The sequence below is a fragment of the Citrobacter farmeri genome (assembly GCF_019048065.1).
GTDB lineage: Bacteria > Pseudomonadota > Gammaproteobacteria > Enterobacterales > Enterobacteriaceae > Citrobacter_A > Citrobacter_A farmeri.
In genome coordinates this window covers 4,673,764-4,699,792 of sequence record NZ_CP077291.1, presented here as the reverse complement: position 1 = coordinate 4,699,792, position 26,029 = coordinate 4,673,764, and the positions used below count along the sequence as shown (strand labels likewise).

Genomic DNA, 26,029 nt, shown 5'->3' with positions numbered 1-26,029 from the left:
ACCTCGCTTCGGCGGGGTTTTTTGTTTTCTGGCCATCCCCATATTAATGAGACCTGATACACAGCCGGAGACGTTATGCCTGAATTACCTGAAGTCGAAACCAGCCGCCGCGGTATTGAACCGCATCTGGTTGGGGCAACCATTCTGCATGCCATTGTGCGTAATGGACGTTTGCGTTGGCCGGTATCAGAGGAGATCTACCGTCTGAGCGACAAACCGGTGCTCAGCGTTCAGCGTCGCGCGAAATACCTTCTGCTGGAACTACCCGATGGTTGGATCATCATCCATCTGGGGATGTCGGGCAGTTTGCGTATTCTTCCTGAAGAACTTCCGGCAGAAAAACATGACCACGTCGATTTGGTGATGAGTAATGGTAAAGTCCTGCGCTACACCGATCCCCGTCGCTTTGGTGCCTGGCTGTGGACGACAGCACTCGAAGGACACAACGTGCTGGCGCATCTTGGTCCTGAGCCATTGAGTGATGATTTCAACGGTAAATACCTGCAACAGAAGTGCGCGAAGAAGAAAACGGCAATTAAACCCTGGCTGATGGATAACAAACTTGTGGTGGGGGTCGGGAACATCTATGCCAGCGAATCCTTGTTTGCTGCCGGCATTCATCCCGATCGTTTGGCGTCGTCGCTTTCGCAGGCTGAGTATGAACTGCTGGTGCGTGTGATTAAGGCTGTTTTGCTGCGCTCAATCGAACAGGGCGGGACGACACTGAAAGATTTTCTGCAAAGCGATGGTAAACCGGGCTATTTTGCTCAGGAGTTACAGGTCTACGGCCGCAAAGGCGAACCGTGCAGAGTGTGTGGAACGCCGATTGTGGCATCGAAACACGCACAGCGTGCAACGTACTATTGTCGGCAGTGCCAGAAATAAGGTGAGGCGTCCCGACTCAGGGACGCTATTTGAGCTTAGCCAATAACGCCTGATGAATATTCTCTGGCAGGAAGTGGGTAACATCGCCCTGATGGCGGGCCACTTCTTTCACCAGTGACGACGAGATGAAGGACCACTCTTTAGAAGGCATCAGAAAGACGCTTTCCAGTTCCGGCATCAAATGACGATTCATATGAGCCAACTGCATTTCGTATTCAAAATCTGCAACGGCGCGTAATCCACGAATCAGGATATTGGCCTGCTGTTCACGCGCAAAATTCGCCATCAGATCGCTAAAGCCCAGGACTTCAACACCGGGCAGATGGGCTGTGGCCTGATGAGCCAGCGCAACGCGCTCTTCAAGGGTGAACATTGGTTTTTTAGCAGGGCTTGCCGCAATCGCCAGAATGACATGGTCAAACATCTGCGTAGCGCGCGTGATGATATCGATATGGCCGTTCGTCAACGGATCAAAAGTGCCTGGATAAATCGCCCGTTTTTGCATAACAGCCCTCAATGCGTTTTCGGTGGCAGATAAGGTTCCAGCAGCTGTAGCAGGCGCTGTAGCGCACCCTGGTTTTGATAGAGAACCTCAACTGCGTGACGACCATAGAAATTACGATAATCGGCATCGGTCAGTAAAGAGGAAACCTCTTTGGCGAGGCTTGTGGCGTCGGTGACCGTAATTAAACCGCTGGCTTGTTCCAGACGGGCGCAGATATCTTTGAAGTTGAAGGTGTGAGGCCCCATCAGCACGGGAATCGCATGTGCCGCGGCTTCCAGCGGGTTATGTCCGCCACGCTCAACCAGAGATCCTCCGACAAACGCCAGATCTGCAATTCCGTAAAGTAGCATCAGTTCACCCATCGTATCACCTACAACGACCTGCGTACTGGCCGAAGGCACTTCACCGGAGGAACGTGTTGTATAGCTTAGTCCGGCTTCACGCACGAGGTTAATCGCATCCGGGAAGCGTTCCGGATGACGCGGGACCAGAATCAATAGCAGGTTGGGGAACTGGTGTAACAATGCCTGATGTGCGGCGATAATAATACTCTCTTCGCCATCATGGGTACTGGTCGCTATCCACACAGGTCGATGCGGCGCCCACTGGCGACGCAGTGTAACCGCCTTCGCGGCGAGTTGTGGCGTTACGGAAATATCGAACTTCAGACTGCCGGTGACAGTCACCTGATTGCTCTTCGCGCCCAGCGTCACAAAGCGCTGACCATCCTCTTCATTTTGCGCCGCAATGAGCGTGATACGACGGAGGATTCGGCGAATAAATTTCCCAAGCTTCGCGTAACCGTCAGCGGAACGGGCGGAAAGACGCGCATTGGCGATGACCAGCGGAATATGGCGTTTATGCAGTGCGGCAATCAGATTAGGCCACAGCTCCGTTTCCATAATCAGTACCAGCTTGGGGTCGACCTGATTCAGGAAGCGTCCCAGCGCATCGGGTAAATCATAAGGCAGGTAGACGTGCTGAACATCGCTACCGAAGGCGGACTGGACACGCTCAGAGCCGGTCGGCGTCATCGTAGTGACCGTGATCGGCAAGTCGGGATAGCGGTGTCGCAGGGCGCGGACCAAAGGAATTGCTGCCAGTGTTTCGCCGACAGAGACCGAATGGAGCATAATTCCACCCGGTTTCAGGGGGCGGCGATAAAAACCGTAGCGTTCACCCCAGCGTTTACGGTAGGCCGGGGCCTTACGTCCGCGCACCCAAAGCCGTATCCAGATCAAAGGCTGAATAAGGTAGAGAAGAGCGGTGTAAAGCAATTCGAGCATAGTAAATAGCTGACTTATGGATGTGCTGGGGATTCTATGTATTTAGCCAGGGCTTTACCATTACTTTTCCTGTTTTTGACTTAAATAGCTTTAAGTCAGACTAATTCCGCCCGCCTGGCCCAGATTTTTTGCATTTTTATGCCATTTATTGATTTTTGCCGACCTTGCTGTCGTTTGCAGAGTCAACCAGTGACGTAAAAAGCGATGATAAGATTAATATCAATTTGATTTAAAAAAGAAAAACACTCTCTTTGCGGTTAATTTATTCAAGTCGGATCGCAGCGAAAGAAGTGATACACTAGCGCGTAAAAGTCAGTGCAATATCAGTGATCGGGTAGCTGTTGAGCCTGGGGCGGTAGCGTGCTGTTTTCTGCTTAACTTTATCGGACAATCACAACAAAAGAGTCGCGTGTGGAAAAGCCTTTTCGAAAAATTCTGGTCATCAAGATGCGTTTCCACGGGGATATGCTATTAACCACTCCCGTTATCAGTACGCTAAAGCAGAACTATCCTGACGCCAAAATCGATATGCTTCTTTACCAGGATACGATGCCTATTTTGTCAGAAAACCCCGAGATTAATGCCCTCTATGGCATCAGTAATAAGGGAACAGGGGCGGCAGAAAAAATTAAAAATACGCTTTCGCTGATTAAGACTTTACGCAACAACCAATATGATTTGGTCATCAATCTGACCGATCAGTGGATTGTGGCGCTGATTGTTCGTTTTTTATGTGCAAGAGTAAAAATATCCCAGGATTTCGCCAACCGGCAGTCTGCATTCTGGAAACAGAGTTTTACCCATCTCGTTCCCTATTCCGGCGAACACGTTGTCGAACGCACACTGTCCGCGCTCAAACCGCTGGCTCTGGAGCATGTTGTTACTGAAACGACCATGAGCTATCGGCCTGAGCACTGGGACAACATGCGTCGACAGTTGCATCAACTTGGTGTGACTCGTCAGTATGTGGTGATTCAACCCACGGCAAGGCAATTGTTTAAGTGCTGGGATAATGACAAGTTTTCCCGCGTGATTGATGCTCTTGAGCGTCGCGGTTATCAGGTGGTGCTGACATCAGGTCCTTCTGCAGACGATTTAGCCTGTGTGGACGAGATTGCGCAGGGGTGCGAAACCAAACCAGTCACCGGACTGGCGGGCAAAACCCGATTCCCGGAATTAGGCGCACTGATTGATCATGCCGCTCTTTTCATTGGCGTCGATTCCGCGCCCGGGCATATCGCTGCGGCGGTTAAAACGCCGGTGATATGTTTGTTTGGTGCGACAGATCACGTCTTCTGGCGTCCCTGGACTGACAATATTATTCAGTTCTGGGCAGGAGACTATCAGCCGATGCCTAAACGATCTGAACTGGACCGGGACAAAAAATATATGTCCGTTATTCCCGCAGAGGATGTGATTACGGCAACGGAAAAAATGTTGCCGCAGGACGCGCAAATTATTGAAATGGATGCGCCGGTATGATCGTGGCTTTTTGTTTGTATAAGTATTTTCCGTTCGGCGGATTACAACGTGACTTTATGCGCATTGCGCAGACCGTAGCCGCGCGCGGCCATCATGTCCGCATTTATACTCAATCCTGGGACGGTGAATGCCCGGATATTTTTGAGCTCATCCGCGTACCGGTTAAATCGCGGACCAACCATGGGCGCAATGCGGAATATTACGCCTGGGTGCAGGCGCATTTACGTGAACATCCTGTTGATCGGGTCGTGGGTTTTAACAAGATGCCCGGTCTGGATGTCTATTTTGCCGCAGATGTTTGTTACGCCGAAAAGGTTGCACAGGAAAAGGGCTTCTTCTATCGGCTGACTTCTCGTTATCGCCATTATGCGGCGTTTGAACGGGCAACATTTGAGCAGGGTAAGTCAACACAGCTATTAATGCTGACGGATACGCAGATTGCTGATTTTCAGAAGCATTATCAAACTGAAGCGGAACGTTTCCATATTCTCCCTCCGGGGATTTATCCGGACAGAAAATACAGCGCGCAAATTCCGAATGCTCGCGAAATAGTGCGCCAGAAGAACGGCATTACGGAACAGCAAAATTTATTGTTGCAGGTCGGTTCTGATTTTACCCGTAAAGGGGTGGATCGCTCAATTAAAGCGCTTGCTTCACTGCCGGCAGCGCTGCGGCATAATACGCTTCTGTATATTGTCGGCCAGGATAAGCCGCGAAAATTTGAAGCGCTGGCGGAGAAATGCGGTGTGCGAAGTAATGTGCATTTTTTCTCGGGACGTAATGATGTCGCGGAGTTGATGGCTGCCGCGGACTTGTTGCTGCACCCAGCGTATCAGGAAGCGGCAGGTATTGTTCTGCTGGAGGCAATTACCGCAGGTCTGCCGGTGTTGACCTCTGCGGTATGTGGTTATGCGCATTATATTGCGCAGGCTAACTGTGGTGATGTCATTGAAGAGCCCTGGCGACAGGACGCGTTGAACGACATTTTACGTAAAGCGCTGACTCAGCCGTCATTGCGCGCAGCGTGGGCAGAAAACGCGCGGCATTACGCGGATACACAAGATTTATACAGTCTGCCAGAAAAGGCGGCGGACATTATTACAGGTGGTCTGGATGGTTGAATTGAAAGAACCGTTAGCCACATTATGGCGCGGAAAAGATGCGTTTGAGGAAGTCAAAACGCTGCAGGGGGAAGTCTTCAGGGAACTGGAAACCCGTCGAACGCTGCGGTTTGAACTGGCAGGGAAAAGCTATTTCCTTAAATGGCATCGGGGCACTTCTCTCAAAGAAATCGTCAAAAATCTTCTTTCGTTGCGTATGCCTGTTTTAGGCGCCGACAGAGAGTGGAATGCCATCCATCGGCTCCAGGATTTGGGGGTCGATACCATGTATGGGGTGGGATTCGGTGAGAAGGGGCTCAACCCCCTCACCAAAACCTCGTTCATTATTACCGAAGATCTCACGCCAACCATCAGTCTGGAAGATTACTGTGCGGATTGGGCTACGAATCCGCCGGATGTAAATGTGAAGCGGATGCTCATTGACCGCGTGGCCACGATGGTGCGCAAGATGCACGCAGGCGGAATTAATCACCGTGATTGTTATATCTGCCACTTCCTGTTGCATCTGCCTTTTTCAGAGAATAAAGAAGACTTAAAGATTTCGGTCATTGATCTACACAGGGCGCAGATTCGTGCGAAAGTTCCTCGTCGCTGGCGTGACAAGGACCTGATTGGCCTCTATTTTTCGTCGCTGAATATCGGGTTGACGCAGCGGGATATCTGGCGGTTTATGCGGGTTTATTTTTCGGCGCCATTACGTGAGATATTGCGTAATGAAGCAGACCTGTTAATCCAGGCAGAAGCAAAAGCAGAGCGAATAAAAGAACGAACACTGAGGAAAAAATTATAATTATTTAGGATGAAAAATGCTAAATGTTTCTCTTCATATGCATGACTAATTTGCAGTTGCTTATTGCAAAAGCTATTATTGAAAAGGAGGGGCTGAATAATGTTGAACTATTATTTATTGGTGACGCCGGGAATGGAAAGAATCTTTGTTATTTAAATAAAATAAAACCATTTTGTCAGCATGTTAGTATCGAAGGTAATGCAAAAAAGACATCAATTCTCAAAACATTAAAAAGGACATTATATGCAAAGAAAATTATGATGTCATATAATAAAAGATATGACATCGTTTTTTTTGCGAATTTTCATGTGCCACTTATTCATCATATATTGTCGGTGATTTCTTTTAATGAAATAAGAACATTCGATGATGGGACGAATAATATAAATAAAGAAAGCGTGATGTATCTGGACTCTACAGTTTCATTCACGGCAAAGCATTTTCGAAAACTTATGGGAAGGAAGTATCATAAAGAGGATGTCCTTAATCTCGACAAAATACATTATACGTTATTCCCAGAAAAATCTAACATTATAGAAAAAAAAGAAACGATTACTTTAATTTGCTACAATAGTGAAAACTCTGGAACAGGAGTTGTTAAAAAAATATTGCTGGGTACTGTTTATTCAGATGCGATTGATAAGAAAAACGAAGTGGTCTCTTTAATACATAAAGTGCAGAGTTTTATTGATACCAGGAAAATAGATTACTACATTCCTCATCCGCGAGAAATGTCACATCGATTTGATAATGTGGAGAATATAAACTCTGAATTAATTGCAGAAGATATTATATTGTTATTTTTAAAGCAAGGTTTAAGACTTGAATTGTATGGATTTAACACTACGACGCAAATTAATCTCAGCAACATATCCTCCATCGAGAACTATAATTTAAAAAGTCCTTTATTGAAGCAATGCTTCAATCATCATCTGGGATTTGACTTTAACGATGTAGAATTATAACAACGATGGTAAATAGAGAGACCGTAAGCATATATGAATGAAATGCAGGTTCAAACTGGATTAAAAATTGCATTTATTGGTGAGGCTGTTTCTGGTTTTGGCGGAATGGAAACGGTTATCAGGGATGTTATCAATTACTTTCAGACCGAGCATTCTGATATCCAGTGTGAAATATTTTTCTTTTGTCGGAATGACAAAATGGATAAGGCATGGTTAAACGGTATTAACTACTCATGCTCGTTCTCTGCAATTCGTTTGGGATTTTTACGTCGAGCAAAACATATTCATACGTTTAGCCGCTGGTTAAAGAAAACAGAACCCGATGTGGTGATCTGTATTGATGTGCTGTCTTGCCTGTTTGCCAACAAAGCACGGAATAAATCGGGTCTGGATTTTACAATATTCTCCTGGCCGCATTTTTCATTGGATCATAAAAAACACGCCGAATGTGTTAGCTCGGCTGATTATCATCTGGCAATCAGCAGTGGTATAAAACAACAAATGATCGCGCGCGGTATTGATCAAAAAAATATTACCGTTGTTTATAATCCCGTATCCAGAAAATCAAAGATTATTCCGCAACCAGAAGAAGGTCAACCCGCAGTTTTTCTCTATGTTGGAAGGATGAAGTTTGAGGGACAAAAAAGAATTAAGGATCTGTTGGATGGCTTGTCCCAAGCAGAAGGTGAATGGCGGTTGCATGTCATAGGTGACGGGTCCGATTTTGAAAAATGTCAGGCCTATGGGCGAGAACTGGGTATCAGCCACCGCTTGACCTGGCATGGCTGGCAGGCCTCTCCCTGGGATGTTGTGCAAAACGAGATAAAGAATGTCACGGCATTGTTGCTGACATCATCGTTCGAAGGTTTTCCGATGACGCTGCTGGAAGCCATGTCGTATGGTATCCCGTGCATTAGTTCAGACTGTATGTCTGGCCCCCGAGATATGATTAAACCGGGTATTAATGGCGATTTGTATCCATCGAAGGATCTCAAGCAGTTTATCCACTTGCTCAACCAAACCATTTCAGGTCAAGTAAAGTATGATAATAATCGGATCCCTGCCACGATAGACAACTTCTATAATGAAGTCTATTTTCAAAATTTAAGAAATACAATTTTTTCCAAAATCAATAAGTGATCGCTATGACTGAAAAGTATTTTGAAGAAAAAGTCATTCAACAGACTTTAGATTACAACTATGCAGGACATAGTGACGTTAAAAATTTTAATATTGCCTATGGCATCGATAAAAATTTTCTTTTTGGCTGCGGTGTATCGATTGCGTCAATATTGATTGCTAACCCCAATACACCGTTTGCTTTTCATGTATTTACTGACTCATTTAGCCATGAAGAACAAAAACGGTTCGAGGCGTTAGCAAAGCAATATGCCACCCAGATAGTGGTCTATTTAGTTGACTGTGAACAGTTGAAGTCGTTGCCGAGTACCAAAAACTGGTCTTATGCTACGTACTTCCGATTTATTATTGCTGACCACTTCGCGGATAAAACGGATAAAGTGTTGTATCTGGATGCTGATATTGCCTGTCAGGGAAGTGTACAAGAGTTGATTGACCTCCACTTTGCTGAGCATGAAATTGCGGCCGTCGTTGCTGAGGGAGAGTCTGAATGGTGGACAAAGCGTTCAGTCAGTCTGGCTACACCGGGACTCGTTTCTGGCTACTTTAATGCGGGGTTTTTGCTAATTAACCTCCCCGTCTGGACCGCAGAGGATGTTTCCCGTAAGGCTATTGAGATGCTACGCGATCCGGATATGGTACAGCGTATCACTCACCTGGATCAGGATGTGCTGAATATGTTGCTGGTCGGCAAGGCGCGTTTCATCGGCAAAAAGTTTAACACCCAGTTCAGCATCAATTACGAATTAAAGCATGACGTGGTCAATCCCGTGGATGAAAACACGGTGTTCATTCATTATATTGGGCCGACTAAGCCCTGGCATCAATGGGGTAACTATCCCATTGCGCAGAGCTTTTTGAATGCGAAAAAATTATCACCCTGGCATGATGTTGAATTACTGAAACCTAAAAACAGTCATCAGTTACGTTATGCGGCAAAGCATATGTTTAATCAGAAGCAATACTTCGCTGGCCTGATTGACTATGTACTTTACTTTAAAACCAAGATTGTTAAATAAAAATAATTATAGGTGATGCAGTGGACTCATTTCCTGAAATAGAGATAGCAGAATATAAAGTTTTTGATGAGCGCTATGATAATAATGATAACACATTACATATCTCTTATGGAATCGATGAGAACTATCTTGATGGTGTCGGGGTATCTATTACCTCAGTATTAATTCATAACGATATTAATGTTGATTTTCATATCATCTGCGACAAATACACACAAAGTTTCGTTGATAAGATTGCAGCGCTGACGCAAGAACATAAGATAAAGATTTCATTGTATCTTATCAATGTCAAATGCCTTGAGATATTGCCAAAAACACAGGTCTGGTCAAGAGCCATGTACTTCCGGCTTTTCGCTTTTGATTACCTGTATCATAAACTGGATAAATTACTGTATCTTGATGCAGATGTCATCTGCAAAGGTCCTCTGGATGATCTTCTGAACCTTGATCTTAATGATAATGTCGCTGCTGTGGTAAAAGATGTTGACTCTATTCAGTCCAGGGTAAATGAAAGACTCCCTTCTTTTAACCTTCAGGGACGATATTTTAACTCTGGCGTTGTTTTGATAAACCTCCGTCAATGGGCTGAACATCGATTAACGGAAAGGGCGTTATCTCTGTTAACGGGGGAAGATGGGAATGCTATATTTTTTAAATATCCCGATCAGGATGTCCTGAACATATTACTGCGTGACAAAGTTTATTTTCTACCTCGTGAATATAATACCATTTATACTATTAAAAGCGAGTTAAGCGACAAAACGCATGAAAAATATTTAGATGTGATCCACGCTGAGACTAAGTTGATTCACTTTACGGGCGCGACAAAACCCTGGCATGCTTGGGCAAATTATCCTTCTGTAATTTATTATACTAATGCTTTTATTAAGTCTCCATGGAAAGATGTTCCAGCCAAAGACGCACGAACGATGGTTGAGTATAAAAAGAGATATAAGCACCTTTTGGTCCAGAAACATTATCTGCGTGGAATGATTGCAGGCGTTACGTACCTCTATCGTAAAATTTTAGCAAAATGATACCGTTATAATTATGATCACTGAAACAAAAATTAAAAACTATGCTGTATTCGTAAAACAAGGTGGTGAAAAATACATTGATATTTTCAATGATTTTTTAACACACAATCTTAAGATACTAAAAGTCTTTCGTAGTATTGAGGATACCAAGGTCGTGTTAATCGATACTGACCATGGAAAATATATTCTGAAAGTATTTCACCCTAAAGTAAAAAATACTGAGCGATTTTTTAAGTCACTGGTAAAAGGGGATTACTACGAAAAGCTTTTTTATCAGACCGATCGCGTTCGACAGGAAGGGTTTGACGCGTTAAATGATTTTTACTTGCTTGCTGAAGTGAAAACCCTGCGTTATGTGCATACTTACATAATGATTATTGAGTATATTGAGGGTATTGAACTGGTTGATATGCCCGTCATCTCATCCGAAGTGAAAGAGAAGATAAAACAGTCTATTCAGGGGTTACATCAGCATGGTATGGTTTCAGGCGATCCACATAAAGGTAACTTCATATTACAAAATGATGAAATAAGAATAATCGATTTGTCCGGAAAAAGACCTTCCCGACAACGAATGGCTAAAGATCGTATTGATTTAGAACGTCACTATGGTATTGAAAATGCTAGAAAAGACCTGGGTTTTTATCTCCTGGTTTATAAGAAAAAATGGCGAAATTTCTTGCGTCGCTTGAAAGGTAAAAGTGTGCGCTAAGTTTCAATGCGAATATTTAGAACATTGCATTTGGTCATTTAAAATGCAAAAATGAATTCGTATGTTTTGTGAGCAAATCTGTTCATCCTACTTTTATTCATCCTCGCTAAAGATAAACCATGAACACTTTCCTTAAAGATTCATCGTGATTTAAGTTGCATGATAAACCTACAGGTTTCATATGAGTAATGTTAAGTTTATAACTCGAGCAGGTGTTCAACAACTTATCGACAGCCGAACATCTGATAACGCGATCATTTTCTTATCGGGACCCACCTCCCGAGGGACTCCGCTATCTCTTTTGCAGAACAATGATGTCATTACCGTTAACGGCGCAGCGGAATACTTGCTCAGTAATAGTATTACTCCCTTCATTTATGTTTTAACAGATGCGCGTTTTTTGCTACAAAGACGTCATGATTTTTATCAATTCAGTCGGGCGAGCAAATTCACTGTCGTCAATATGGATGTTTATGAAGCCGCTACGGACGATGATAAGAAATATATGCGCAATCATTGTTTTATTTTGCGTGCATTTTATAAGCGAGAAAAAGGCGGTTTGTTCAAGAAGCTGAAGCTGGAAATACTTTCAAAATGGAATAAAAATTTATTAATTCGAGTGCCTGCTTCTAAACGTAAAAGACTGGTTGGATTTAGTAAGGATATCAGCTTAGGGTACTGCTCATGCCATACCGTGGCATATACGGCAATGCAGATTGCGTATTCATTAGGTTATGACAATACGATTTGCTCCGGGTTAGATATCACCGGAAGCTGTGCGCGCTTTTATGATGAGAGTCGTAATCCGATGCCTTCTGAATTGAGCAAGGATTTAGTTAAAATCCTGCCGTTTTTCCAGTTTATGTGTGAGAATGTTGATGACTTTAGCATCTACAATCTGTCTGACGATACCGCAATTAGCTACGATATTATTCCCTATATCAAAGCAACGGACGTCGCAACGTTGTCATCCAAACCGCGTATCATGAACAACGCGCATGATCTTCACGATCGTGCTGATTCTTATGTAAGTTAGTGTTAACTTCTTTTTTATTGTAGTGTGGTAACTCGCATGGGTTTAGGTGCTTTTCATAAGAAAAAAAGATACTGCATTAATAAAATTAAGATTAATTTTTTGTCTTTTTTCTTTACCCGGAAAAAGAATGATAAAATTAATGCAGATAATATTAAAACCTGTTTGTTAATCCATGATAACAACAAGTTAGGTGATTTAATTGTTTTAAGTTCGCTGTATCGTGAGTTGTCTAATCGTGGTGTCAAACTGTCAATTCTAACCACAGAAACGGGAAAAGCATTTCTTTCTGGTAATAGCAGAATACATCAATTTTATATTAAAAAATCAAATGCTATTAGTGATGTACTGGCATTACGTAAACAGCTTTCCGGCGAATCTTTCGATATCGTACTTGACCCTTTTGAAACCATGCCCTCCTTTGGTCATAGCGTGTTGTTGTCTGGTGTCAGACACTCGCATATTCTGGGTTTTGATAAGTGGTATAAACGTTACTACACCGTTTACCATCCACATGACGAGATGTTAACGGCGCACATGTGTACGCGAGCAAGTGAGATAATGCGTCATTTTTATGGCGATGAGCGTAATGAATTTGATGTCAGTTATGATTTACCGTTGCCAGCGTCGGTTGAAAAAGACGTTCTGGATTTTATCGGTGACTCCCCAATCATTATTATTAATGCGTTAGGGGCAAAAAAAATCTGTCGATTATCCGGTGAACAGATTAGTACGATTTATTCGCATCTCTGTAAACATTATCCGGAATACCGGGTTATCTTTACCGGCCTGGCCGAAGATATTCGATCTATTCCAATACCGGGCATTGAATCACTGCCCTTTAAAGAATTTATTTATACTGTCGCACTGACAAAATTCAGTCAGTATGTGATCTCCGTGGACACCGCACTGGTCCATATCGCATCGGCATATGAAATTCCCACGCTCGCGCTGTATCCTAATGCGCGACAAACAACCTATCCCTCGCATCTTATCTGGGCACCGAATAACTGCAATGCGTTGCAGATAGTCTCTCCGACGTATACGGTGAAGGATATTAGCCTGGACGTTCTGACCGAATCGGTAGAGGATTTGCTGTCAACGCGTCAGAAGTGAGGGGATTGCCCACTTCTGACGGTCAGCTTATTGCGGTGCGATATCGCCGTGCAATCTGTTTTTCTTGAGGAAGAGCATTAGAACGATCGCGGTTATTAAGATGATGGGCACGCTACGAGACCAGAGAATGACATCACTGAGTCCAGTGCCGACGATCGCTAACGTTAGCGCAAAGAGCCCCAGAGAACGGTGGTAATAGACCGTATAGAACAGCGCGATATAGAATAACAGTGTCGACAGTACCCCGGCGATCCCTTTCAGGGAAGCGGCTTCGATAAACTCGTTGTGTAAGTGAATATTTGAAAACTCCAGGGCACCTTGCAGATATTTATCTTCACTTGCGAGTTCTTTCATCTGCTGGGCTCGTGTATCGGCGGATCTCGCCGCGAGCGGGGCTTCTTTAAAGATATCGAAGCCAATTTCATACATTGCCAGTCGTGCGCCCAGGGAACTCTTGCTATTACCCTGGCTATAGCGTGTCAGGTCCGAGACGCCTTCGTGGAAGCGGTTATAAATCGGCTTACTAAACAGGACAATCAGCACAACCAGCGCGATGAAAAAGCCAATTACTGAAAAGAAGAGTTTCTTTGGCGACTTGATATATCCGGCGACCAGCGACAGCGCACATATCACCGGGAAGATCAGCAGAGTGGAGCGCGTCTGGGTGAGTGCCAGCGCATAGAATATAGCGATCGCATTCAGTAAAAATAATATCGGGTGATTCCGTCGGGCGTAGAGAATCGATATCCCGCTGACAATGCCGACAAACATAATGGAATAAGCAGCACCCGTTGCTGTGCCAATGCCAAAATCCAGGCGAGCCATGCCGGTGGTAGTTTTTATATAATATGCATATCCCGCGATAAAAAATGACAGCGAATACAGGATATAAAGCGGCAATTCTTTCTTAAAGCGAATTCTAGACGTCAGCGCCAGCAGGATAAGAAAAGCGCCAAAGAGAAAGATCTTCGCAGCATTCAGGTAACTGTGGTACGTGGCGCGAAAAGGTGAATTATCAACCTTAAAGGTGGAATACCAGGCGATGTCCAGCGCGCCGATGATCAAAATAGCGAGCGGCAGTAGCCAGTACTGCACTGAATAGCTTTCAGGTTTACCGCGCAACAGTAGCGCCAACAGACCGAGTATCGCCGTGACATTATATAACTTCATGCTCAGCGTATTATCAAACAGTGCAACAATCAGCGTTATGGTGCAGAGCAAATAGGTTGTTATTTCCAGTGCTGAAGATGTCTTTGTGGCGTAGTGACGCCAGGGACTTGCAAGACTCAAGGTTGGCATTCATTTACCTTTTACAATAATGATGTGAGCTCGTCGCGGACGGAATCAGCGCTTAGCATGACTAATTGATTTTCTGGCGCGCGACACGCCACCTGGTTCTTCCCATAACCACCAATGAGTCCTGGATCCGTAGGACCGTACAACGTGATATTGGGTCGATCGAGTGCGGCGGTCAGATGGCTTAACCCCGTATCGACTGAAACGACAAATTTTGCCCCAGCCAGCACACGAGCGACACCTTCCAGCGTCATTCGCGGTAACACCTCAACGTGAGCGAATCCCTCCGCTAACCTCTTTGCCCGTGCTTCTTCATGAGGTGCCCCCCAGGGCAATTTAATGCTTATCCCACTGTCAGCCAACAGACCGATTAACGCCCGCCAGTTTGCCTCCGGCCAGTGCTTATCATCGCGCGTTGTGGCATGCAAAAATACCGTATAGGGCTGTTCATTCGTATTTCCGACGGCAAGGAAATGCTGCGCAATCGCATAATCGCCTTGCGATACCGGTTTCTGATAGTCCAGGCTTTTTGCAAACAGCTCACGCGTACGCTCTACGGCATGCTGCTGTCTGGCGATGTGATGGCGGCGATTATAGAACAGACTGGCCAGCGGTTCACGTGCGGTTTGCCAGTCCATACCGTGTTTTACCCCATGTGCCAGACGCGTCACCAGTGCCGCGCTTTTCACCAGGCCCTGGGCGTCGATGATCGCGTCATATTGCTCGGCCTGGACGGCCTCACGGAAGGCTTTGCGCTCCTCTTTAATCGGGGCGGAAAACCAGGCCTTACGCCAGCGGCGAATCGCCACGGGGATGACGCGGTTCACCGCGGCATGCCAGGACGGTATCTGCGCAAATCCTTCTTCAACCACCCAATCAAACTGAATATCCGGAATGGCCAGTTGCGCATCTGTGAGTGCGGGCAGCGTATGTAGCACATCACCCATTGAGGATGTTTTGACGATCAGAACCCGCATTCGTCAGGCTTCCTCTTGCAGTAGCAGACTGTTGAGCTCTTCCAGTACACGCGCAGGCGTAATGTCGATCAGGCTCTGATGATAGCCCTCGGCGGCATCGCCTTTACGCACTTTGTGATAGCCCGTAATCAGGCGAATCACGCGCGCTTTATGTGACAGTGGAGGGGTAAAATCCGGGCTGCTTGGTCCATAGAGTGCAACCAGCGGACGGTTCAGCGCCGCGGCGACGTGCATCAGGCCGGAATCGTTGGTGACAATGGCCTTACACGCGCCAATCAATATGACCGCCTGTTCCAGTTGCGTTTCGCCAGCCAGATTATGGCACCAGGCCTGCTGTTCATCGCTTAAGGCTGCCAGTATTTCGTTGCCAGCCTCATGATCTTTTGTCGAGCCAAACAGGACTATCTGATAGCCTTCGTCAATGAGTTGTTTCGCGAGTTCTGCATAGTGATAGTGCGGCCAGCGTTTTGCGGGACCGAATTCTGCCCCGGGGCAAAAGCCAATCATTGGACGTTCGTCAGAAAGAGAAAACGCGCTACAGGTCAATGACTTCTCACCTTCACTCACCTGGAGTTGCGGCCATAGCAGTGGCTGTGGCAGATCTTTTGCTGTGCGCATCACGCCTTTGTCGTAGGCCAGCGCCACGTAGCGTTCAACCATTAACGGCCAGGCGTCTTTATCCAGTACTCGCGCGTCATTAAGCAGGCCATAACGCATTTCGCCGCGCCAGCCCGTGCGATGAGGAATACCGGCAAAGAAAGGAATCAGTGCGGATTTAAACGAGTTGGGCAAGACATAAGCACGGTCATAACGTTTTTCACGCAGGTTGTGGCCGAGTTTGCGACGTTCGCCCAGTTCCAGCGCGCCGTGTCCTAAGGGCATGGAGATTGCCTCGTTGACCTCCGGCATCCGCGATAATAATGGACGGCACCATGCCGGTGCCATCACGTCGATTATCGCCTGGGGATAGCGCGCCTTGAGCGTGCGATAGAGACTTTGCGACATCATCATGTCGCCCACCCAGGACGGGCCTACCACCAAAATCTTCATTCACTTCATCCTTCAAGCTGTCTCTGCGTTGGCTGCCTGCGTTCACTCCGGTCACTTACTCTTGTAAGCTCCCGGAGATTCACTTAGTTGCCGCCTTGATACCGCTAGAATGATTTTGTGAATTTGTCGCGTTGTCGCGGTTTAGCCAGGCCATATATTCCGCTACGCCTTCGGCAACGGTCTTGAAGGGCTTATCGTAGCCCGCAGCGCGCAGGTTGGTCAGATCGGCCTGTGTAAATGCCTGGTAGCGACCTTTCAGTTTTTCCGGGAACGGGATGTACTCAAGCTCGCTTTTCTTATGGTACGCCAGAGCAGCATCGGCTACGGCCTGGAAGGATTCTGCACGGCCAGTACCCAGGTTAAAGATACCGGAGACGCCATTTTCCCAGAACCACAGGTTGACGTCCGCCACGTCGCCGACGTAGACGAAGTCGCGTTTAAAGTTTTCGCTACCTTCAAACAGCTTCGGTGTTTCACCATTGTTGAGCTGCGTATTGAGATGGAATGCGACGCTCGCCATGCTGCCTTTATGGCCTTCACGCGGCCCGTAGACGTTGAAGTAACGAAAGCCCACGATCTGTGAATTGGCTTCTGGCAGGATCTGACGCACGTATTCGTCAAACAGGAACTTTGAGTAACCGTAGACGTTCAGCGGTTTCTCATATTCGCGGGATTCGATGAAGTCAGAAGTACGACCGCCATAGGTGGCCGCGGAAGAGGCATACAGGAACGGAATTTCACGCTCCAGGCAGTAATGTAGCAGCTCTTTGGAGTACTGATAGTTGTTATCCATCATGTACTTGCCGTCCCACTCGGTGGTGGAAGAACAGGCTCCTTCGTGGAAAATCGCTTCGATCTCGCCGAACTCTTCACCCGCCATAATCTGGATTAAGAAATCTTCTTTATCCATATAGTCGGCAATGTTCAGATCCACCAGGTTAACAAACTTGGTGCCGTCTTTCAGGTTGTCCACCACCAGGATATCGGTGATGCCTTTATCATTCAGGGACTTAACGATATTACTGCCGATAAAGCCCGCGCCGCCGGTAACGATGATCATAACTGTAACCTATGAATTATGGAGTCAGAGACAATCTCAGACACGAATACTCTTATCATATCACTACATAGCGTTGGCTTCAGCCATTCACCGAAAGGTCGTGTGGGTACGCGTGATTTATCCTGCATTTTAAAGAAGTGATAATGCGTCATCTCGTATCAGCGTCCAGGGTTAGGTAAGATGTGCTGAAATTTGCCCAGTCTGGAGAATCGCAATGCGTGGGGATTTTTACAAACAGTTAACTAACGATCTGCAAACCGCCCGTGCGGAAGGATTGTTTAAAGAAGAGCGCATTATCACATCTGCTCAGCAGGCAGATATCACCGTGGCGGACGGCAGCCACGTTATTAACTTCTGCGCCAATAACTACCTGGGACTGGCGAACCATCCGGATCTGATTGCCGCAGCGAAAGCCGGTATGGACTCTCATGGGTTTGGGATGGCGTCGGTGCGCTTTATCTGTGGCACCCAGGACAGCCATAAACAGCTGGAACAAAAACTGGCTGCGTTCCTCGGCATGGAAGATGCCATTCTTTACTCTTCCTGTTTCGATGCCAACGGCGGTCTGTTCGAAACGCTGTTGGGTGCTGAAGATGCGATTATCTCTGACGCGCTGAATCATGCCTCCATCATTGATGGCGTGCGCCTGTGCAAAGCGAAGCGCTTTCGCTATGCCAACAACGATATGCAGGAACTGGAAGCCCGCCTGAAAGAAGCGCGCGAAGCCGGGGCTCGTCATGTGCTGATAGCCACCGACGGGGTGTTTTCAATGGACGGTGTCATCGCCAACCTGAAGGGCGTGTGCGATCTGGCAGACAAATACAACGCGCTGGTGATGGTCGATGACTCCCATGCCGTGGGGTTTGTTGGTGAGAACGGCCGCGGTTCCCACGAATATTGCGATGTGATGGGTCGTGTAGACATCATCACCGGAACGCTGGGTAAAGCCCTTGGCGGCGCATCCGGTGGTTACACTGCTGCCCGTAAAGAGGTGGTTGAGTGGTTGCGTCAGCGCTCTCGCCCTTATCTGTTCTCCAACTCACTGGCCCCGGCGATTGTCGCTGCTTCCATCAAAGTGCTGGAGATGGTTGAGTCTGGCGGTGAATTGCGCGATCGCCTGTGGGCAAACGCGCGCCAGTTCCGCGAGCAAATGTCTGCTGCAGGGTTCACTCTGGCCGGTGCCGATCACGCGATTATCCCGGTAATGCTGGGTGACGCGGTGATTGCACAAGAATTTGCCCGCGAGCTGCAAAAAGAGGGCATTTACGTCACAGGATTCTTCTATCCGGTTGTTCCGAAAGGTCAGGCACGCATTCGTACTCAGATGTCTGCGGCACACACCCCGGAACAAATCACCCGCGCGGTGGAAGCCTTCACCCGCATTGGTAAACAACTGGGCGTTATTGCCTGAGGATGTGAGATGAAAGCGTTATCCAAACTGAAAGCGGAAGAGGGCATCTGGATGACCGACGTTCCGGAACCGGAAGTTGGTCACAACGATCTGCTGATTAAAATCCGTAAAACAGCCATCTGCGGCACTGACGTTCACATCTATAACTGGGATGAGTGGTCGCAAAAAACCATCCCGGTTCCTATGGTTGTCGGCCATGAGTACGTTGGCGAAGTGGTTGGTATCGGTCAGGAAGTGAAAGGCTTTAAGATCGGCGACCGCGTGTCTGGCGAAGGTCACATTACCTGCGGGCACTGCCGTAACTGTCGTGGCGGACGCACGCATCTGTGCCGTAATACCACGGGGGTGGGCGTCAACCGTCCGGGCTGTTTCGCAGAATATCTGGTGATCCCGGCGTTCAACGCGTTCAAAATTCCGGACAATATCTCAGATGATCTGGCCTCCATCTTTGACCCGTTTGGCAATGCGGTGCATACGGCGCTGTCGTTCGATCTGGTCGGCGAAGACGTACTGGTATCGGGGGCTGGTCCGATTGGCATCATGGCGGCTGCGGTGGCGAAGCACGTGGGTGCACGCAACGTGGTGATCACTGACGTTAATGAGTATCGCCTTGAGCTGGCGCGTAAGATGGGCATCACCCGCGCGGTCAACGTGTCAAAAGAGAGCCTGAGCGAAGTGATGGAAGAGCTGGGCATGACCGAAGGGTTTGATGTCGGTCTGGAGATGTCCGGTGCGCCGCCAGCCTTCCGTGCGATGCTGGACACCATGAATCACGGTGGCAGGATTGCTATGCTGGGTATTCCTCCCTCAGATATGTCTATCGACTGGACGAAAGTGATCTTTAAAGGACTGTTCATTAAAGGCATTTACGGTCGCGAGATGTTCGAAACCTGGTATAAGATGGCTGCGCTGATACAGTCTGGTCTGGATCTGTCGCCCATTATCACCCACCGCTTCTCGATTGATGAGTTCCAGAAAGGCTTTGACGCAATGCGCTCAGGCCAGTCCGGGAAAGTCATTCTCAGCTGGAATTAATCAGAAAAGGCCGGAATATCCGGCCTTATTTCCTGAGGAATATCCGGAAAGCTGTAAAGAATTGTCATTGTCATAAATAATTCGTAATTGCGTCTTAGTCTTATATTGCTGTTTACCTGATGCCCCTACGCTGAAGTCTCCTGGAACCTTTACAAATATTATTTTCGGCCTTAATCGTTTCTTAATACAAAGGCTGTAAAAAGGCAGACAACTTCAAAGGCATTCGGTAATTTATTATGATGAACAGTACAAACAGACTCAGTGTTATTATCCCATTATATAATGCGGGTAATGATTTTAAAGCCTGCATGGAATCTCTCATCGCGCAAACGTGGACTGCCCTGGAAATCATTATTGTGAATGATGGGTCAACGGACAATTCGGTTGATATAGCAAAGTATTACGCCGAAAACTATCCCCATGTACGACTGTTGCACCAGGCGAACGCTGGAGCATCGGTTGCCCGTAACCGAGGGATGGACATTGCGACCGGCAAGTATATCGCGTTTGTTGATGCCGATGACCTCGTCTATCCGCACATGTATGAAACGCTAATGACGATGGCGCTGGAAGACGATCTGGACGTCGCGCAGTGCAATGCCGACTGGAGCGAGCGGGATACCGGCGTGACCTGGCAATCTATTCCAACTGACCGTATCCGCTCAACCGGCGTATTAACCGGTCCCGACTGGTTGCGTATGGCGCTCTTTTCTCGCCGCTGGACTCACGTGGTGTGGATGGGGGTTTATCGTCGTGAGGTTATTGAAAAGAATAACATTCGCTTTATTCCTGGATTACATCATCAGGATATTGTGTGGACCACAGAGTTTATGTTTAACGCGCTGCGTGCCCGTTATACTGAAGAATCCCTGTATAAGTATTTTCTGCATAATAATTCTGTCAGCCGACTGAAACGTCAGGGTAATAAAAATCTGAACTATCAGCGGCATTACATTAAGATCACCCGCTTATTAGAGAAGTTGAATCGGAATTATGCCGACCGGATTATGATCTATCCTGAATTTCATCAACAAATAACGTATGAAGCATTGCGTGTTTGTCATTCTGTGCGTAAAGAACCGGATATTTTGACGCGCCAGCGAATGATTGCCGAGATTTTTACCTCAGGGATGTATAAACGGATGGTGATGAACGTACGCAGTGCCAAGGTTGCGTATCAGACGTTACTGTGGTCAGTCCGATTATACCAATGGCGCGACAAAACGCGCTCGCACCATCGTACCGCGCGTAAAGCGCTTAACCTGGGTTAGTCGTGTTGTCGCGGGGCGATTTCCCCCAACCCTGCCACTGATTCTGGAACCAGTTCACCAGCGTACTCTGGCTGATGCTTTCGCTTAACACGTTGAAGAATCGACTGGTGTAGACCGGTTCTAATGGTTTCTTCGGTTTACACAATTTCACGCCACGGAATGGATTTCGCGGGGCGTCGTTAGTTTTCGGTGGCGTCAGATTCGGCGTGGAAGTATCCACCTGCGGCTCATTGAGCAGGCTGCCCGGACGGACAAGGGTGATGTCGGCTGGCAGGTTATACACCATTTGCTGTAACACGCGCACAGTCGATGGATGAGGATGGCCTATCGCGATGGCAGAACCGTTGCGACGAGCCAGATCAATGGCGCGGTTAAACTGGCGGCGAATGTCCGCTTCGTTTTGCGTGTCATCGAGAAACACTTTCCGCTTAATCACCTTCACGCCGGTCCCGGATGCGGCACGCATCGCCTGGCTGTTGCCGATGGTCATGCTGTCGAGGAAATAGAGATCGTAGCGTTCCAGCGCCTGCATCACTTTCTGCATACCAAACAGGCTGGAGGTCATTGCGCTGCCCATGTGGTTGTTGAGCCCCACCGCGTAAGGCACTTTATCCACCGCCTCGCGAATAATTCGTTCAATTTCGTCGCTGCTCATCTCCGGGCGTAGCGTGTCCTTTTCCAGCGGCTGTTTACTCAATGGCGCCATTGGCAGATGGATCAGCACTTCATGACCGCTGTTGTGCGCTTTGGTCGCCATTTCGCGAGCATGGGGGGCGTTCGGCAAAACGGCAACGGAGATCTGGGCCGGCATCGCCAGAACCTGATTTTCGTAATGCGGACGATAGCCAAAATCGTCAATGACAATGGCGAGTTTGCCAGCAAAAACAGGGGATGCGAATGCCAGCAGGCTGGCGAATGAAAGAACGGTACGGCGAAATTGAGGCAAAACTTATCTTCCCAACCACGGTTGTGGATTGACGGCCTGACCCTGGCGACGAATTTCAAAATAGAGCGACGGTCGACCCTGACCACCGCTGCTACCCACCAGCGCAATAGGCTGACCGGCGCGAACCTGTGTACCGACGCTGACCAGCGCGCTCTGGTTGTAGCCATAAAGACTCATGTCGCCCTTGCCGTGTTCAACGACGACGACCAGTCCATAGCCTTGCAGCCAGTCCGCCAGAATGACACGACCATCGGCAATGGCTTTCACTTCGGTGCCTTCAGACGCACCGATAACCATCCCTTTCCAACGTAGCTCACCTTGCAGTTGTTCGCCATAGCGATGCAGCGTGGGGCCACGAACCGGCCAGAATGCCTGACCGCGTGGCGAACCCAGCCCGCCAGTACGCGACATCAGCGATTTCTCACTGTCAGTGGGTTTGTAAGTGGTGCCTTTGCGGGTGGCCTCTTTCTGGCGATTACGTACCGCTTCCGCCTCGCGTGCTTCGCGTTCGGCACGTGCTTTGGCGGCAGCCTCGGCTCGGGCAATGCTATTGCGCAAACGGGATTCGTTGGCGCGTAGTTCACTGAGTTGTTGCTGGCCCTGCTGAATAGAGGACTCCAGCCCGGCAAGGGTTTTCTTACGTTCGTTGCGCGCCTGTTCAAGCTTCGCCTGCTGGGCGCGTTGTTCATACAGCAGCGTCTGTTGCTGACTCTGTTTCTCTTCCAGTTCAGCACGCTGGGCGGCGACCTCTTCGCGGGTCTGCTTCAGTTCGTTGATCGTCTCCTGGCGTGCCTGGTTCAGATAACCGAAGTAGGCCTGCAAACGCTGACCGCGCTGGCTCTCCTCACCGCTCAGGATAAGTTGAATGCCGGTGTGTTCACCCTGACGAAACGCCGCGTCCAGTTGCGCGGCGAGGCTGCGCTCCTGGTTGGCTTTCTGCCGTTCCAGCTTCGCGATAGAGGCATTCATTTCATCGATTTGTTTGTTCAACTGCGCGAGGGTGTTTTGTGTTTCACGTAACTGACGCGCGGCGGCGGAGATGGCCTCTTCCTGCGCCTTCAGTTGCGCAAGCAAGCCTGAACGCTGTTGCTGTTGTTGACGTACAGCACGTTCTTTGGCGGCGATATCCGCCTGAATAGATTTAAGCTGATCGCGGTCATCCGCGTGGGCGGAAAAGGCGCACAACAATACGCCAGCGCTCACCACGCTGGCGTAAATCAGGGGCCTGACTGAAAACCGTCTTGGTTTCATGGCCCCATTTTTTCTGTTTATCGTCTTTCCCCTCATGGGGAAGGATTATTCCACGATGAACAGCGGCTTACCAGTCATCTCTTGCGGGATTTCCATGCCCATCAGCGTCAACATGGTGGGGGCGATATCGGAAAGTTTGCCGCCTTCTACCGCTTTCACCTTTTTGTTGCCGACATAAATCAGCGGAACCGGCAGGTTAGTGTGTGCGGTGTGCGCCTGACCGGTTGCCGGATCGCGCATCTGCTCGGCGTTGCCGTGGTCAGCGGTGATCAGCAATTGACCGCCAACGGATTCAACCGCTTTCGCCACCTGCTCAACACAGTGATCCAGCGCTTCAACTGCTTTAACAGCCGCTTCCATCACTCCCGTGTGGCCGACCATGTCGCCGTTCGGGTAGTTACAGATGATGGTGTCGTATTTCCCGCTCTCGATAGCCGCAACCAGTTTTTCGGTCAGCTCTGCGGAGCTCATTTCCGGCTGCAGATCGTAGGTCGCCACTTTCGGGGAGTTGATCAGGATGCGGTCTTCACCAGTGAATGGTTCTTCGACGCCGCCGTTGAAGAAGAAGGTGACGTGCGCATATTTTTCAGTTTCGGAGATACGCAACTGGGTTTTGTCGTTCTTCGCCATCCACTCGCCAAACGTGTTCGCCAGCGAGGCCGGGGGATAGGCAACGGCCGTTTTGATGTCGGCAGCGTACTCGGTCAGCATGACGAAATTCAGGTTAACCACTTTCTTACGCGCGAAGCCGTCGAAGTCAGCGTTAACAAAGGCACGGGTGATTTCACGCGCGCGGTCAGCACGGAAGTTCATGAAAATCAGGGTATCGCCGTCTTCCATCGCGGCATCAGCCTGACCTTCCGCGCGGATCACGGTCGCTTTCACGAATTCATCGTTTTCATCGCGAGCGTAGGCAGCCTGTAAACCTTCAACGGCGGTATTGGCCTGGAATTCACCCTGCGCCAGCGTCATCAGGTCATACGCTTTTTCCACGCGGTCCCAACGGTTGTCACGGTCCATGGCGTAGTAACGACCCACGATAGAGGCGACGCGACCTTTACCCAGTGCGGCAAATTTCTCTTCGAATTTTTTCAGGGAAGACTCTGCGCTGCGCGGCGGCGTATCGCGACCATCGAGGAAAGCGTGCAGATAGATTTTTTCTGCGCCACGTTCTGCTGCCAGTTCCACCATCGCCATGATGTGATCTTCGTGGCTGTGGACACCACCGGCAGAGAGCAGACCCATAATGTGCACGGCTTTACCGGTGTTTTTTGCCTGGTCAACCGCTGCGGTCAGCGTTGGATTCGCAAAAAAAGTACGTTCTTTAATTTCAACGTCCAGACGAGTCAGGTCCTGATACACGATGCGGCCCGCGCCCAGGTTAACGTGACCGACTTCGGAGTTACCCATCTGACGATCGGGCAGGCCCACTTCCAGACCGGAAGCATCGATCAGGGTATGCGGACGTTTTGCCCACAGCGCATCCATTACCGGGGTTTTAGCATTAAAAATGGCGTTGTCCTGGCTGTCTTCACGGTAGCCATAGCCATCCAGAATCACCAGTACCATAGGTTTTTTAGAAACCGACATTGCGAAACCTCACACTCAAGAGACAAAATAATTGCGTAATTTTACTACAGCTGAATCGATAAAATAGCCTCAGAAGATCAAAGAATGGGACAGGGTGGTTCCTGGATGGCAGGGATTTGCACTTTTTTTTCCGTAGTGCCCCGCAAAAATGCAATCCATTGCACGCGCTGGCTGTATTTGCGCCAACGCGCAGGTATACTCCTGTCCTGGTTTTTTTAATCACTGAGTCGGGAGTTGTTACCCCCCATGCAAGAAATTATGCAATTTGTTAGTCGCCATCCCATACTGAGTATCGCCTGGATTGCGTTACTGGTGGCGGTTTTGTTCACCACGTTTAAGGGCCTGACGTCGAAAGTTAAGGTTATCACTCGCGGCGAAGCTACGCGTCTTATCAACAAAGAAGACGCCGTTATTGTGGATTTACGTCAGCGTGACGATTTCCGCAAAGGCCATATCGCGGGTTCCATTAACCTGCTGCCGAGCGAAATCAAAGCGAACAACGTGGGCGAGCTGGAAAAGCACAAAGACAAACCGGTTATCGTGGTTGATAGTTCCGGCATGCAGTGCCAGGAAGCGGCAAACGCGCTGCTCAAAGCGGGCTTTGAGAAAGTGTCAGTGCTGAAAGAAGGCGTTGCGGGCTGGAGCGGTGAGAACCTGCCCCTGGTTCGCGGGAAATAATTTACCCGTCGTCTTTCACAGCGCAGGGCTGCCTGCAATATGAAATCTCCCGGGTAAAATGAAATTGGAGATAAGTATGGCCAACATCGAGATCTACACCAAAGCAACCTGCCCGTTTTGCCATCGTGCGAAAGCGCTGTTGAACAGCAAGGGTGTGAGCTTCCAGGAACTTCCGATCGACGGTGATGCCGTGAAGCGTGAAGAGATGATCAAACGCAGTGGCCGTACGACGGTTCCGCAGATTTTTATTGATGCACAGCACATTGGTGGCTGTGACGACTTGTATGCGTTGGATGCGCGTGGTGGACTTGATCCCCTGCTGAGCTAACGCTGAGCCATGTTATTGGCATCAAGCGGTATTTAAGGACAACAC

Annotated in this window: 25 protein-coding genes; 16 read left to right on the top strand and 9 right to left on the bottom strand. The window is 48.3% G+C overall.

Features of this window, described 5'->3' with window-relative positions; translation table 11 throughout:
- Positions 1 to 75: 75 nt before the first annotated feature.
- Positions 76 to 885 (top strand): bifunctional DNA-formamidopyrimidine glycosylase/DNA-(apurinic or apyrimidinic site) lyase, encoded by an 810-nt coding sequence (gene mutM / locus I6L53_RS22190; RefSeq protein WP_042323338.1) that lies wholly within the window; start codon positions 76 to 78, stop codon positions 883 to 885.
- 25 nt (positions 886 to 910) lie between these two features.
- Here mutM and coaD read toward each other — a convergent pair whose 3' ends face one another.
- Together coaD and waaA are read right to left on the bottom strand one after the other, a co-directional pair.
- Positions 911 to 1,390 (bottom strand): pantetheine-phosphate adenylyltransferase, encoded by a 480-nt coding sequence (gene coaD / locus I6L53_RS22185; protein WP_042323335.1) that lies wholly within the window; start codon positions 1,388 to 1,390, stop codon positions 911 to 913.
- A gap of 8 nt (positions 1,391 to 1,398) precedes the next feature.
- The gene (waaA, locus tag I6L53_RS22180) at positions 1,399 to 2,676 is read right to left on the bottom strand and encodes a lipid IV(A) 3-deoxy-D-manno-octulosonic acid transferase (RefSeq protein WP_042323333.1); all 1,278 of its coding nucleotides are present in this window, start codon (positions 2,674 to 2,676) and stop codon (positions 1,399 to 1,401) included.
- Positions 2,677 to 3,087: 411 nt separating this feature from the next.
- On the opposite strand from waaA, the gene rfaQ reads away from it, so the two are divergent.
- From rfaQ to I6L53_RS22130, 10 genes are all read left to right on the top strand, one after another.
- Entirely contained in the window at positions 3,088 to 4,158 is a 1,071-nt protein-coding gene (gene rfaQ / locus I6L53_RS22175) for a lipopolysaccharide core heptosyltransferase RfaQ (RefSeq protein ID WP_072015744.1), read from the top strand.
- Positions 4,155 to 5,279 (top strand): glycosyltransferase family 4 protein, encoded by a 1,125-nt coding sequence (locus I6L53_RS22170; RefSeq protein WP_042323331.1) that lies wholly within the window; start codon positions 4,155 to 4,157, stop codon positions 5,277 to 5,279. Before rfaQ ends, I6L53_RS22170 begins: the two co-directional genes overlap by 4 nt.
- Complete coding sequence (gene rfaP, locus I6L53_RS22165; protein WP_042323329.1) at positions 5,272 to 6,069, top strand: lipopolysaccharide core heptose(I) kinase RfaP; 798 nt, start codon at positions 5,272 to 5,274, stop codon at positions 6,067 to 6,069. Before I6L53_RS22170 ends, rfaP begins: the two co-directional genes overlap by 8 nt.
- A gap of 41 nt (positions 6,070 to 6,110) precedes the next feature.
- The gene (locus I6L53_RS22160) at positions 6,111 to 7,034 is read left to right on the top strand and encodes a glycosyltransferase family 52 (RefSeq protein WP_232231100.1); all 924 of its coding nucleotides are present in this window, start codon (positions 6,111 to 6,113) and stop codon (positions 7,032 to 7,034) included.
- Positions 7,035 to 7,076: 42 nt separating this feature from the next.
- Positions 7,077 to 8,174, top strand: coding sequence for a lipopolysaccharide 1,6-galactosyltransferase (gene waaB, locus I6L53_RS22155; protein ID WP_378078444.1), 1,098 nt, complete (start codon positions 7,077 to 7,079; stop codon positions 8,172 to 8,174).
- Between the two features lie 5 nt (positions 8,175 to 8,179).
- A complete protein-coding gene (waaO, locus tag I6L53_RS22150) occupies positions 8,180 to 9,193 on the top strand; it encodes a lipopolysaccharide 3-alpha-galactosyltransferase (RefSeq protein ID WP_042323322.1) in 1,014 nt (337 codons plus the stop codon).
- A 20-nt stretch (positions 9,194 to 9,213) separates the two neighbouring features.
- A complete protein-coding gene (locus I6L53_RS22145; RefSeq protein WP_042323320.1) occupies positions 9,214 to 10,230 on the top strand; it encodes a glycosyltransferase family 8 protein in 1,017 nt (338 codons plus the stop codon).
- Between the two features lie 13 nt (positions 10,231 to 10,243).
- Entirely contained in the window at positions 10,244 to 10,942 is a 699-nt protein-coding gene (rfaY, locus tag I6L53_RS22140; RefSeq protein ID WP_042323318.1) for a lipopolysaccharide core heptose(II) kinase RfaY, read from the top strand.
- A gap of 181 nt (positions 10,943 to 11,123) precedes the next feature.
- Complete coding sequence (gene waaZ / locus I6L53_RS22135; RefSeq protein WP_042323316.1) at positions 11,124 to 11,978, top strand: 3-deoxy-D-manno-oct-2-ulosonate III transferase WaaZ; 855 nt, start codon at positions 11,124 to 11,126, stop codon at positions 11,976 to 11,978.
- A 36-nt stretch (positions 11,979 to 12,014) separates the two neighbouring features.
- A complete protein-coding gene (locus I6L53_RS22130; protein ID WP_042323314.1) occupies positions 12,015 to 13,091 on the top strand; it encodes a glycosyltransferase family 9 protein in 1,077 nt (358 codons plus the stop codon).
- A gap of 27 nt (positions 13,092 to 13,118) precedes the next feature.
- Here I6L53_RS22130 and I6L53_RS22125 read toward each other — a convergent pair whose 3' ends face one another.
- The 4 genes from I6L53_RS22125 to rfaD all read right to left on the bottom strand — a co-directional run bounded on the left by I6L53_RS22125 (position 13,119) and on the right by rfaD (position 17,474).
- A complete protein-coding gene (locus I6L53_RS22125; protein WP_042323312.1) occupies positions 13,119 to 14,390 on the bottom strand; it encodes an O-antigen ligase family protein in 1,272 nt (423 codons plus the stop codon).
- A gap of 11 nt (positions 14,391 to 14,401) precedes the next feature.
- Positions 14,402 to 15,364, bottom strand: a complete 963-nt coding sequence (gene rfaC, locus I6L53_RS22120) for a lipopolysaccharide heptosyltransferase RfaC (RefSeq protein WP_042323310.1) — start codon at positions 15,362 to 15,364, stop codon at positions 14,402 to 14,404.
- 3 nt (positions 15,365 to 15,367) lie between these two features.
- Positions 15,368 to 16,414: an ADP-heptose--LPS heptosyltransferase RfaF gene (rfaF, locus tag I6L53_RS22115; protein ID WP_042323308.1), complete on the bottom strand. Its 1,047-nt coding sequence runs from the start codon at positions 16,412 to 16,414 to the stop codon at positions 15,368 to 15,370.
- A 79-nt stretch (positions 16,415 to 16,493) separates the two neighbouring features.
- Positions 16,494 to 17,474 (bottom strand): ADP-glyceromanno-heptose 6-epimerase, encoded by a 981-nt coding sequence (gene rfaD, locus I6L53_RS22110; RefSeq protein ID WP_042323305.1) that lies wholly within the window; start codon positions 17,472 to 17,474, stop codon positions 16,494 to 16,496.
- Positions 17,475 to 17,688: 214 nt separating this feature from the next.
- Here rfaD and kbl point away from each other — a divergent pair, with 214 nt between their 5' ends.
- The 3 genes from kbl to I6L53_RS22095 all read left to right on the top strand — a co-directional run bounded on the left by kbl (position 17,689) and on the right by I6L53_RS22095 (position 21,191).
- Entirely contained in the window at positions 17,689 to 18,885 is a 1,197-nt protein-coding gene (gene kbl / locus I6L53_RS22105) for a glycine C-acetyltransferase (protein WP_042323303.1), read from the top strand.
- A gap of 9 nt (positions 18,886 to 18,894) precedes the next feature.
- The gene (tdh, locus tag I6L53_RS22100) at positions 18,895 to 19,920 is read left to right on the top strand and encodes an L-threonine 3-dehydrogenase (RefSeq protein ID WP_042323301.1); all 1,026 of its coding nucleotides are present in this window, start codon (positions 18,895 to 18,897) and stop codon (positions 19,918 to 19,920) included.
- A gap of 236 nt (positions 19,921 to 20,156) precedes the next feature.
- Entirely contained in the window at positions 20,157 to 21,191 is a 1,035-nt protein-coding gene (locus tag I6L53_RS22095) for a glycosyltransferase (RefSeq protein WP_042323299.1), read from the top strand.
- Here the strand turns inward: I6L53_RS22095 and I6L53_RS22090 are convergent.
- The 3 genes from I6L53_RS22090 to gpmM are packed head-to-tail and all read right to left on the bottom strand — an operon-like array spanning position 21,178 to position 24,978.
- Entirely contained in the window at positions 21,178 to 22,137 is a 960-nt protein-coding gene (locus I6L53_RS22090; RefSeq protein ID WP_042323297.1) for a divergent polysaccharide deacetylase family protein, read from the bottom strand. The genes I6L53_RS22095 and I6L53_RS22090 overlap by 14 nt on opposite strands.
- A 3-nt stretch (positions 22,138 to 22,140) precedes the next feature.
- Positions 22,141 to 23,424, bottom strand: a complete 1,284-nt coding sequence (envC, locus tag I6L53_RS22085) for a murein hydrolase activator EnvC (RefSeq protein WP_042323295.1) — start codon at positions 23,422 to 23,424, stop codon at positions 22,141 to 22,143.
- A gap of 9 nt (positions 23,425 to 23,433) precedes the next feature.
- Positions 23,434 to 24,978: a 2,3-bisphosphoglycerate-independent phosphoglycerate mutase gene (gene gpmM, locus I6L53_RS22080; RefSeq protein WP_042323294.1), complete on the bottom strand. Its 1,545-nt coding sequence runs from the start codon at positions 24,976 to 24,978 to the stop codon at positions 23,434 to 23,436.
- Positions 24,979 to 25,224: 246 nt separating this feature from the next.
- Between gpmM and I6L53_RS22075 the strand changes: the two genes are divergently transcribed.
- Together I6L53_RS22075 and grxC are read left to right on the top strand one after the other, a co-directional pair.
- Positions 25,225 to 25,656: a rhodanese-like domain-containing protein gene (locus tag I6L53_RS22075; RefSeq protein ID WP_042323292.1), complete on the top strand. Its 432-nt coding sequence runs from the start codon at positions 25,225 to 25,227 to the stop codon at positions 25,654 to 25,656.
- Positions 25,657 to 25,732: 76 nt separating this feature from the next.
- Positions 25,733 to 25,984 (top strand): glutaredoxin 3, encoded by a 252-nt coding sequence (gene grxC, locus I6L53_RS22070; RefSeq protein ID WP_012908148.1) that lies wholly within the window; start codon positions 25,733 to 25,735, stop codon positions 25,982 to 25,984.
- Positions 25,985 to 26,029: the final 45 nt, after the last annotated feature.